General features: G+C 53.1%; 8 protein-coding genes and 1 pseudogene. 3 read left to right on the top strand and 6 right to left on the bottom strand.

The genetic code is table 11. The features are described from left to right. On the top strand, nt 1–142 hold a 142-nt coding region (locus AB4Y97_RS20565; protein ID WP_442000904.1), incomplete at its 5' end, for a winged helix-turn-helix domain-containing protein. Between the two features lie 191 nt (nt 143–333). After that, the gene (locus AB4Y97_RS20560; protein WP_442000903.1) at nt 334–3,111 is read left to right on the top strand and encodes a heparinase II/III domain-containing protein; all 2,778 of its coding nucleotides are present in this window, start codon (nt 334–336) and stop codon (nt 3,109–3,111) included. 126 nt (nt 3,112–3,237) lie between these two features. Here the strand turns inward: AB4Y97_RS20560 and AB4Y97_RS20555 are convergent. Continuing rightward, nucleotides 3,238–3,889 (bottom strand): annotated as a pseudogene (locus tag AB4Y97_RS20555) (integrase core domain-containing protein). A 558-nt stretch (nt 3,890–4,447) separates the two neighbouring features. Between AB4Y97_RS20555 and AB4Y97_RS20550 the strand changes: the two are divergent. Then, nucleotides 4,448–4,930, top strand: coding sequence for a hypothetical protein (locus AB4Y97_RS20550; protein WP_442000902.1), 483 nt, complete (start codon nt 4,448–4,450; stop codon nt 4,928–4,930). Nucleotides 4,931–5,104: 174 nt separating this feature from the next. Here AB4Y97_RS20550 and AB4Y97_RS20545 read toward each other — a convergent pair whose 3' ends face one another. From AB4Y97_RS20545 to AB4Y97_RS20525, 5 genes are all read right to left on the bottom strand, one after another. Beyond that, nucleotides 5,105–5,827, bottom strand: a complete 723-nt coding sequence (locus tag AB4Y97_RS20545) for a protein phosphatase CheZ (protein WP_442000901.1) — start codon at nt 5,825–5,827, stop codon at nt 5,105–5,107. After that, nucleotides 5,827–6,210, bottom strand: a complete 384-nt coding sequence (locus tag AB4Y97_RS20540) for a response regulator (protein ID WP_442000900.1) — start codon at nt 6,208–6,210, stop codon at nt 5,827–5,829. The genes AB4Y97_RS20545 and AB4Y97_RS20540 overlap by 1 nt, the downstream gene beginning before the upstream one ends. A gap of 44 nt (nt 6,211–6,254) precedes the next feature. Further along, nucleotides 6,255–6,746 carry a chemotaxis protein CheW gene (locus AB4Y97_RS20535; protein ID WP_442000899.1) on the bottom strand — a complete coding sequence of 164 codons (492 nt, stop codon included), beginning with the start codon at nt 6,744–6,746 and terminating at the stop codon, nt 6,255–6,257. Next, nucleotides 6,743–9,400, bottom strand: a complete 2,658-nt coding sequence (locus AB4Y97_RS20530) for a hybrid sensor histidine kinase/response regulator (protein ID WP_442000898.1) — start codon at nt 9,398–9,400, stop codon at nt 6,743–6,745. Before AB4Y97_RS20530 ends, AB4Y97_RS20535 begins: the two co-directional genes overlap by 4 nt. A 62-nt stretch (nt 9,401–9,462) precedes the next feature. Continuing rightward, nucleotides 9,463–11,157 (bottom strand): methyl-accepting chemotaxis protein, encoded by a 1,695-nt coding sequence (locus AB4Y97_RS20525; RefSeq protein ID WP_442000897.1) that lies wholly within the window; start codon nt 11,155–11,157, stop codon nt 9,463–9,465. Between the last annotated feature and the right edge of the window lie 138 nt (nt 11,158–11,295).

The following is an 11,295-nucleotide window of genomic DNA, read 5'->3' as shown; positions in this document are numbered from 1 at the left end:
CATCTACGGCCTCTACAGCAACGAGGTCGAGGAGAGCGTCGTCGAGGGCCATGTCAGCAAGCTGCGCAAGAAGCTCCGCGCCCGCCTCGGATACGATCCCATCGAAGCTAAACGCTATATCGGATATACCTTCACAGGCTGAAATCTCATTCCAACAAACACGACGGTGCACCGTCGTCCTGATGAGAGTTTTAAACCGTAAAGCCCCAGTTTGCCCCATTGTCGAATGGCGTCCAGAGACGGATAGCTTAACGCGTGCTAGAGGGTATAAATTGCTTCTTTAAGTTATCCAAACAGCCTGCATCGCCTCACCCTCGGAGTTCTCTAGCCTTCATGCCTGGTGCGCCCCTTATATCGCCAAGTTCGATCCTGTACGCAGGCGATTCATCATCCGGATCATCGGAAGGGCAGCACATTATCGGGAACAAGAACCAATGGTCCCGGCTCACTCTGAATGTCAAAAATTTGATATCGAATGTGTGGTGCGAACTCAGCTTTCAGATCGGTTGGAATTCGGAAGAGGAGTCGCACAACGCTCACGATTTTGCCTCCGTTGGCGTCACTTTTCTGGCAGAAGACGGCTCAAGTCTCGATTTTGGTTACGTCCCTGGATTAAAGCGGACGCAAATCGATCCTTTCAGCATTGATATTCCCGGACCGGCCTATTTCATTCGAGAAGCAGACATCTCGCGCACCGCCAGGATATGTCGCACATTTCTCATCCCAGCTCCGGCCCAACAGCTCATTGTCACTATTCGCAGCTGGCGCAACTCTCACCCGTTTCAGGTCAGCCACCTAACCCTGCGGCAGTTCGACCGACCTAATTTTGATAATATCGAGCAGAACTTATCTCCGCTCCAGACAGCGCTCAATGCCCCCGCGCAAGTACGGCGCTCATGGAAAGCAGTGACATCAGAGCCATGCTGGTTCAGCTATGCGTTAGTTCCCGACCGCCGGCTATTCATCCGAGGGCAGATCGTCAATGAGAGCGACGGAACGGACGGCGCATTGGTACGCGTCATATTTCGCGATTCCAACGGGGCGGTAGTGCCACCTCCGTATCCGGAGACGCTCGCCGCATCGGCAATTGGTGCCTTTCTGAACATTCCAATACATACGCGCGCGCGTCGCTTCACCCTTGAACTCGTGCCGCCAACAAAAGCCGTGACCGTCGACCTTGGGTTCCAATCGTGGCTCGACGGGACATCAATGGAATTAATCACGCCTTTGGAGATCTCACTCGAAGAGCGGCTTCTCCTTGGAAACATCACCGGCGATGATTTTCCCGAGGCCGGGAATTTTCTTAAGCGAGCTATTTTGCATCTGAGCGATGCATCATTGGATGACACGTTCAAAATACCAGCGACGGCTCTCGAATATCTGGATCAACATGCTCTCGTCCCACCTCTCCCGATCCAACAGCGAATACGCACGGTTCAATACGGCGGGCGAAGCCAGGTCGTTGCAGATCAGCTTCATCTTGGCACATTCCCGGCTTGGGCGCTGCCAGAGGAGCCGAACTGGGACGAAGACCCCTTCCGATCACCTGCATGGCGCCACGAGTATCATTCGCTGTCCTGGCTTCTTGATCTCGTCAGTCATGGGGGCAAGAATGGTCTTACGCGATCGCTCAATCTTGCTCTGTCATGGTCACGAGCCAACCCTTGGGGCCAAGTGAACGATGGAACGAGTAACCATCCATTCTGCCTAGCAATCCGCACGGAAGTGTTTCTCAGAATATTAATTTTGACTGCGAATGCACCCAAGAATGCGGTGGCTCATCAGGAGCGGATAGCGCTCTTAGGTGAATTGATCCGACATAGCTTCGCCTTAGCCGAGAGTCTCGGCCAGAACACCGTCTCTCACTCTATCCATCGGATCAGTATTGCCGGTTCTCTTCTCGCATCCGCAAAGGCATTGCCTCGTTTTCCCCTAGCGCACCACTGGGCTTCGGTTGCCCTCGCACATCTCCGGGATGGCTTTGATGAATTGCTGGGTGATGATGGTGCATCAATCGAGCAATCGCAACATTGCAGGCTGGAGATCCTCACATTTGGACTGATCCTCAAAGCTGCACTGCAGAAGATACCGGAGGCTAAGGAGTTGGGCCAAAGCCTAACTTCCCGTCTCAAGGAAACTCTCCTTAATGCGATATCTCTCACTGACCCGTCAGGAATGCTCCCGCCGTTTGGCGATTACCCCCCCGGTTGTCATCACTCACCATGGATCAGAAGGCTGGTCTTTGAATATGGTCAGGACCTCATTGCGGACCGTCAGATAAGGGCAGCGCTGTCCTATCCGTCGGGCCCACAAATCTTCCAACCTGCAAAGGCAGGCATAATAGCCGCGCGACATTATGTGCACGGGCATGAATGGGGATATTTTTGCGCCCATCTTGCAGAGCAACCTCACCCATATGGACATTTCGATTCTACGTCGTTTTCTTTTTCAGCAAACGGTATTGGGTGGATTACGGATCCTGGCGGCTCACGGCTTCAAGAGACACAACCTGCCCACCAATATTTGATCTCATCGCGGGCTCATAATGTAGCGATACCCAACGGGCGCGAGCAGACAGCCGGCGTCGGTTGGCTTCACTCCACAACGACACTTGAAGGCGCCAGCATATTCGAGATCGGCAGTAACGTTCATGGCCCGGATTATGCTCACCGTCGTATCTTCGTAATCCTGAGCGATCTTAAAGCCATCGCGGTGTTCGACCGATTCACTACGGGAGAGAGCCCGGTGTCATTCGAAGGGTATTTACATTTGGGCCCAAGCGTTATCGCCTCCATTGTCAACCCGCGAATGATCGTCGGCAGCAATGGCCTACACAAGATACGGATCGTCCCTAAATCTGTTGTGGGGCGCCTCAACGGTATTGAGCTGGTTTACGGCAGAGATGACTGCCCTGCGACAATGCAGGGCTTCGTATCACAGAATCCGATGTCACTCGATGCAGCCGGAGTGGTACGTTACCTAGTTTCCGGCCAGCGGATCGTATGCGGTGGCGTCATCATAGCCATGGATGAGGTAAGCCTGCGAGCTATATCCGATATTGTCGTGACACCGGTTCTAACAAAATTGCTTGATCCATCTGTTCAGGATTGAACGACGCTATATATTTTCGAAAAATTCATTGACCGATAGCAATGCAGCCTAATTTTCGTCCAACCCGAGTCTCGATATGCTCGTCATAAGATTGGCCGCCTCCCAAGAGGTGGTCCACTTTGATTGTTAATGCATAATCGGTCTTAGCGCTACGGTCGAGGTGGCCGGTGGAGCTGGTTGGGATTGTGCAGCCGGCCATGGCACCACTTCAGGTACAGGTGGCTTGTCACCGAGCGATGAGGGGGACGCACAGTGCTGCAGTGCCGTCGCCAACCGTCTGCGCTTCCTTGAGCGTGTCGAAGATCTCGCCATTGAGCAGGTCGTCGCGGAGCTTCGCATTGAAGCTTTCGCAAGAGCCGTTCTCCCATGGGCTGGCCGGCGCGATATAGGCTGTCCTGGCGCCCACCGCGCGGAATTTGCGTCCTTTGTACGTGCAGCCCGCGACAAAGTCGCATAATCTACACTGAGCCGGCGACGGGCAAGGCTCAGAAGTTTCCCTTGGTAGCCTCGGACAGGTTCATCTTGTTGAGAGTCAGGTCCGACACCGCCCGACGGAGCCTGGCGTTCTCGGCCTCAAGCTCCCTTAGGCGCTTGACCTGATCCCCCTTGAGGCCGACGTATTCTTGACGCCATAGATAGTATGTGACTTCCGTCACGCTGATCGACCGGATGGCTTCCGCCCCAATCGCCCCTGCGCGGCCAGAACATCAACCTGCCGCAGCTTCGCGACAATCTCCTCGGCCTTCTCTCGTCCTCCAAATGGCTCAAAGCCATACATCACAGAGGACCACTTCAAAGGAGACAGGGCCACTACGTTAGTGTGTTATTAAATAAGTACAATAAAGCACAATTTTAACTCAAAAGGAGAAATTTAGTCGATGCATTTCCAATGCAATAGGCACAATGACATTTATCTAGACATACAATCCAATCGAATTGTCATAAGAATTTTCCATGCCTACAATGCACGGCTCTTCACGTTTTCCTATGGAGCGCATTAGATTTTTCCCAAGCAGGCGCCAGTTTCATTCTTATAATATTGATTGTAAAAATTAGGCTTCTCTTATACTTGAGATCTTGTGTTTTTAATATAGCCTATACCCCTTCGAGATAGGCGCTAGTTTTTTTGTGAAGGGTCGTGGGTGAGTTGTCCGAACCATGAATGAAATTTCGCTACAAGAAAATTCGAATGCACCTGAGAGACATAACATTTCTGTCATGGTAGATGGCTTTTTTGAAGGCCCTTGCAGGCCTTTGGGAAGCCCGCCCCTATGCTTCCCATCGAACTTTATCGAGCAGCGACCCATATTCTCTTTTTCATCCTTACGGGGACGAAATGAACAGACGCGACGCAGCGAATAGTCGTTCCGATTGGAGCCAAGCAGAAGATCTCCTGCCTTACGAGAGAGTTTTGGCCCTTGGCATCAAAGAAGTTGTCTCGGAGCTTTGCCTAGCCGATACTGGTATTCTTACTTCCTACGTATGCAAGAACCTCCATGCCAACATCGAGGATTTGCTGGACTCCTCATCTGAGCTTTACCTGAAAGAAGGCACTCTTCGCTATAGTCACGTCGCAAATCTCGATTTTGAGTGGGGAAACTCGCCCGCAGCTGTGCTCAACTTGGAATTTGTTCACCCCCCAATAACTGTTTTTTTTAAGTTAGTTTTGCACGGATTCCATGTGGGTGTTGCGATACAACGCATTCTTGTTAGCGATCCATCAGGGGATGAAACACTAGACACGGAGCGCTTTGCAAGAGTGGTAACAGAAGCGCGCCTTATCCCTCTACCAACACCTCCCTCTATCAACATCGATTGAGGTTTGAATTTTTCTTCCAATTTATCAAAGCGCCAACCATAATCTAAGCGCTAGAGCATCTACTCGCTGCGCTCCTAGCACAGATCGCACTGCAAAGAGCATCTTCCTAGTGCGATCCATCATGTTACCATCAAACCAGATGGGTGTATCGTTGCCGCGCAGTTCATTATCGCTTCAATTGAATAGGGCGTCGATATCATCTTGCGATGTCCGATCCTCATCCTGCTCAAGGGCAGGTCCGTTGAGGAGTGCGCGATCTCCGGTACGCTCGGGAATCCCCGATATAGCCACGTCCTTGAAGCTTTCGAGCCCCCCCCAGATTTCGATCATCTGCGTCACGCGCTCATCGACAAAACGCATAGCTGCAACAACTTTACTGATGCGTTGGCCGGTTATGTCCTGGAAGTTGCACGCCTCAAATATATTGATCACCTGTTCGGAGATTTCTCGGGCAATTTCCTTATCTCCACCGGAGACTCTTGCGGCTAAATTACCTGCAAGCTCATCAACCTTTTCCGCCGCAGCCAGTATGGCGTGGGTAGCTGTCTCGGTCCCAAGCACAATAGCTCCAAGCTCGTCCGTCACCCGGGACATTTCTCGACCTTGAGAACCGGCATAGTGCAGAGTTGCAATCTCGCGTTTTGTCCGCTGGATAGCCTCTGAGATTGCATCCATCTCGACCTTGAGGCGGAAAGCTTCCTGAAGATCGCGCCGCCGCTCTTCGAGCAGATTCTGCGAAACTTCGTTTGCGGGTTGTATGAGGCTTCTTAATGAGGCGAACGCCTCCATGATCTCAAGATGACGCTCTGAAGCAACAGGATCTGCTGCGACATGCGCATGAGAACCTTCGATTCGATAGTTTTTGCGGGAGGTCATGCCATCGGCACTCATCGACATTACTGCCCCATCACTGCTGCAATTTTCGCTTGAAGAGTCTGCGCATTGAAAGGCTTAACGATATAATTATTCACGCCCGCTTTCTTAGCAGCAATGACGTTCTCCGTCTTCGACTCAGCTGTCACCATGATGAAGGGCAATGTTCGAAGGGATTCGTCGGCGCGCACTTTCTGTAAAAGCTCGTACCCAGTCATCGGCTCCATGTTCCAATCGGAAATCACAAGACCGTATTGCTTTCCTTTCAGTTTCGCGAGAGCACTGGTGCCATCGGAGGCATCGTCCACATCATTGAAGCCGATCTGTTTCAGGAGATTGCGCAGGATCCGCACCATAGTCTGGTAATCATCAACGACAAGAACGGGTGTGGAGAGATCAAGGCTCACGTTATTGGGTCCTTCTGCAAAGAGAGATCGGTCGTATATACCGCTCAGGCGGCATGCTGATCAGTTTCAAAGGATAACACAGCGTCAACGTCAAGGATGATCATGAGCCTTCCATCGAGCTGATGAACACCATGCGACAAGCTCGACCATCGCGGGTCCATGTGCACTGGATTCGGCTGTAGAGCCCCTCTATCGAGCTTTAAGACCTCGCCGACCCTGTCCACAAGCAAGGCGTAGGCTTCACCACGTTGCTCCAGTCCCACGGCCATCTTACTGCCAAGCAGTTCAACATCCGGCAATCCAAGCCGACGGCGTAGCGATACAGCCGTGACAACACGACCTCGCAAGTTAAGAAGGCCTGCGATTTCTGGCGGCGCGAGTGGCACGGATGTGATTTCGCTGGCCACGAACACGTCATGTACACGCTCGATTGGAAGGCCAAGCAACTGGTCGGAGACTATCACAGACACATAGTCCATGTGACTGGCTGACTTCGCTTTTGATGACGAAGCGGCTTTGGCTTGAGATGCAGTCATGCGGCTACCTCGAAAGAGGCTTTCAGTTCAGTCAATGCCATGAGGAGTCCATTCCGGTCGAACTTGGCAATGAGTTCCGTAACTCGAAGTTTGTGGGCAAGAGCGATCTGGCGCTGATCATGCCTCACACTTAGCGCGATCACGGGCAAGTTGGCACATCGGGAAGACGTCCGGATCGTTTCAATGAGATCAAATCCAGAGCGGTCCGGCAGATCGAGATCGCTTATAAGAACATCGATTCCCGTACCTTGACTAAGAATCTGAAGAGCCTCCTCAGCACTTGCAGCGGCATGCACTCTGTATCCTGATGCTTTGAGAACCGGAGACAGCATGTCACGGAAAAAGGCAGAGCCATCGACCAGAAGGATAGATTGAACAGCTCCGGAATTTACGGCCGCCGAGCGCATCCAAGCATCGTGCACTAATGGCAAGTAATGCGCCACATTGACGATTTCCGTAGCCCGCTCGCGTACCACCGCAGAACCAATGAGATCAGCACGGCCGGCAACGAGTTCGATATTGATCCTATCGTCAACGATGTCGACGATCTCTTCCACCGCAAGCCCCATGGAAAGCTCACCATCCGAAAAGACCACGAGAGCCTGCAAGCCATGCTGCTTTATCGATAGGCTCTCATCAGATGGTACAAGAGGCATCAGGCGACCGCGGTACTGTACAAAGGGACGTCCACCGACCTTCTCGATCGTGCTCGCGTCGATTTCCTCCAAGCGCGTAACAAGCGCCAGCGGCACAGCCTTGAGACTTCCGTTCCCACCACGAACGACGAGAAGCGTCGTTGTCTCGTCTTCATGGCGCTGTATCGTTTCCGCACCTTCATCGACTTGAAGTTGGTTCTCATCCGAGCCCGAACCGACCATGCGTGCTAGTCCGTTCGGGTCGATGATGAGCACGACCGCTCCGTCGCCTAGGATCGTATTTCCAGAGAATAACTGGATATGGCGCATTTTCGAAGACATCGGCTTTACAACGATTTCTTCCGTCTGAAAAACGCCATCGACCAGAATCCCGAAACGTTGGCGGCCGACCTGGGTTACGACGATAAAGCCGTGATCTACGGAATCGGCATTGCTGAGGCCGAGAATTTTCGACAGAGGGACGATTGGTAATAGGCGATCCCGTAAGCGGAAAACCGGCGTTCCATTAATCCGCTCAACCGAATGCTCGGAATTCGGGTTCACACGTACCAACTCTTGGACGGCTAATTGTGGAATGGCAAATCGCTGTTCATGTGCTGAGACGATCAGCGCCGCTACAATTGCCAAGGTAAGCGGAATCTTAATGGTGAAAGTAGTCCCGATCCCCTGTTCAGAGAGAATATCGACCGTTCCGCCAATCAACTCGATATTCGTTTTGACCACATCCATGCCGACGCCGCGGCCGGAGACGGCAGTTACGGCTTTTGCGGTCGAAAAGCCAGGATGGAAAATGAACTTGGCAACCTGTGCCTCACTCATGCGCTCCACATCGGCGGCACTGGCAATCTCTCGTTCGACCGCCTTGCGCCGAATGGCAGCATAATTGAGACCACGGCCGTCGTCGGCGATCTCAATCGTAATCGTGCCACCCTCATGATATGCATTCAGACGGATTGTTCCGCGCTCGGACTTCCCGGCAGCCTTGCGCTCCAGGGGTGTTTCGATACCATGGTCAGCAGAGTTGCGGACCATATGCGTGAGCGGATCCTTGATTACCTCAAGCACTTGCCGGTCGAGTTCTGTCTCGGCACCGAGCATGACAAGTTCGATTCTCTTGGAAAGCTCTGAAGAGAGATCACGCACGACGCGCGGCAGCTTTTGCCATGCGTTCCCAATCGGCTGCATGCGCGTCTTCATCACGCCCTCCTGCAACTCGGCAGTGACGTGCGATAGTCGTTGCAGAGGGATCTTATATGCGCTGTCATCAACTCGACGAGAAATCTCAAGGAGTTGATTCCGAGTCAGTACAAGCTCCGAGACCATGGTCATCAGATGCTCGAGCGTATCAACATTCACACGAATAGTTTGAATCTTGGAAAGTGCGGCATCGCTCTCGGCACTATCAGAAATTTCTGAAGCCTTATCTATGACTGATTGCGTTGGCTCCTTAGTCGCCGGCTGCGGAGGAAGAGAAACAAGATCTGGCCCAGGCGTTTCAAGGAATGCACGCTCCAGTTCGTCCAGCGAAACCTCTCCCGGACGCAATTCACGCTCGAGCACCTGGTAAGTCAGCGTACCGGTCGTAATCGACTTCGCTGGTTCCGACTCAAGAGCCGCCAGACTCTCATGCATGGCCATCTCTTCAAGACGGTCGATCAGATCGCGGTCCGCGCCCTCGGGTTCAGTCCCATTGCGTTCTAGTTCGCCAAGGATATCTTTTACTCTATCGAGCGTTGCAAGGATGAGCGAGACGGCCTCAGTTGTGACGGGCATGCCATCACGAAACCGCCCCATCAGCGTTTCAGCTGCATGGGCAAGAGCTTCGAGGCGTGGGAGGCCGAGGAATCCACACGTACCTTTGATCGTGTGAACAAGGCGAAAAATATTGCGTAGAATCGTCTCGTTGTTCGGGTCCTTTTCGAACCGCACGAGCTCTATGTCGACCGTATCGAGATGCTCGCTCGTTTCAGTCAAAAACTCATGTAGCAGATCGTCCATCACGGTCACCCAGCTCAACAGAAGTTTAAGGGCCGCCCATTCACCGACGCCCCGTGCGGCGCTTACGCGGCTTTTACGCCAGAGAGGAAACTATCAACCTCTTGGCCGAGGCTGGTTGAATGGCGCGCCAGTTCCTTGGCTGCGCTAAGAACTTGAGAGGCTGCTGCGCCCGTCTCGCCAGCACCTTGCCGAACCGCACCAATACTTCCCGTGACCTGTTCGGTTCCCCGGGCTGCTGCTTGGACGTTGCGGGCAATTTCTGTCGTAGCAGCCCCTTGCTGTTCCATTGCTGCTGCGATCGAGACCGAGATTTGAGACATCTCCGCAATGGTTTGAGCAATTTGCTGAATTGCGCTGACGGCCTGTTCGGTCGCCTGTTGTACGGAGCCAATTTGCTGCGAGATTTCATCAGTTGCCTTGGACGTCTGACTGGCAAGCTCCTTGACCTCTGAGGCCACAACGGCGAAGCCTCTGCCGGCTTCGCCGGCTCGTGCCGCTTCGATGGTCGCATTCAAAGCAAGCAGATTGGTCTGCCCTGCGATATTATTGATGAGCGCAATGACACTTCCGATTTTCTCTGCCGATGCGGCTAGCAGCTGTACAGTATCGTTAGTGCGCTTTGCATCTGATACAGCCCGTTCAGCAATGTGGGACGATTGCGTGACTTGGCTGGCGATTTCTCGAATGGAAATGGAAAGTTCTTCGGTCGCTGCAGCCACGGTCTGCACATTTGCAGATGTCTGCTCGGCAGCGGACGCAACTGTAACCGACTGTCCGGTCGCCTGATCGGCCACATGCGTCATGGACTGAGCCGTTGCCTCCATTTCTGTGGCCGCAGCAGATAGCCCCTGTATCAAGGCAGAGACATTGGCTTCGAAGCGTCGGGTCAGGTCATCCAGAATATGAGCCCGTCGCATCTTGGCGTCGCTCTCGGCATCCTGTTCTGCCGCGAGGCGTCGTGCCTCGGCAGCGTTATCCTTGAAGACCTGGAGAGCCCGGGCAAGCTGGCCAACTTCGTCCTTGCGATCAGCGCCAGTCACCGAGACCAAATGATCTCCCTTAGCCAACCGCGCCATAGCATTTGTCATCGCTGTAAGTGGACGGACAACACCATAACCCGCAATTGCGCCGATAAGTCCGACCGCAATCAGAAGACCAATTCCCGCAGATATGACCAGTGTCAAGGAGGTCCTATTGGCAAGCTGCCTCGCCTCTTCCTTCGCAGCATCGAGCGCCTTTGAGCTGACCTCGGCCTGCTCTTTCATCGCCTCTCTGACCTTAATGCGTACCTGACGGCCCTCGCCATTGGAGATGAGCATAGCCGCGTCATCCATGTAGCCTTTCAAGCCATGACCGACGCTTTTGTCCATGAGAGCGATATAGGAAACAACAGTCGCCTTCAAACCTTCATATGCGGCTAAGCGCTCGGGTGAACCAGCAATTGCTATGAGAGAGTCGAGATCAGTGAGAACGACCTGCTTATATTCTTCATAGCGCTTCGCATAGGTTTTACGGACCTCAATATCTTTGTCGACGAGAATGTTCTTTTCCTGAATCGTCACGTCATTCACGGCGGCGCTGATAGACAGAATCTTGCTCAGCCTGGCAACATCCTGTTCGACAAGCCTTTGCGTATCTTGCGCCATGTTCTCAAGCCCGGTCCTTGCGAGCACGATAAGCCCAATCGTGATCGCGACGAAGATCGTTACAGGGATCGCGATCTTGGTGAGGAGGCGCAGATTGTTGAGAACGTGCATGGCTGGCCCGGGGAAAAAGTGTCATTTTCGAGGCTGAGTAATAATGGGGCGATGATCTACAAAACGTTAAATCGGCCCAGCATCCTTCAAGAAAAACCCTCGGCCCGCCCCAGCGTCATGCAAGATGAGCCGCCGGGA

The organism is Microvirga sp. 2TAF3 (genome assembly GCF_052114965.1).
Classification (GTDB): domain Bacteria; phylum Pseudomonadota; class Alphaproteobacteria; order Rhizobiales; family Beijerinckiaceae; genus Microvirga.
Note: the sequence above shows the minus strand (reverse complement) of the source record. Positions and strands in the feature narration are given on the sequence as shown.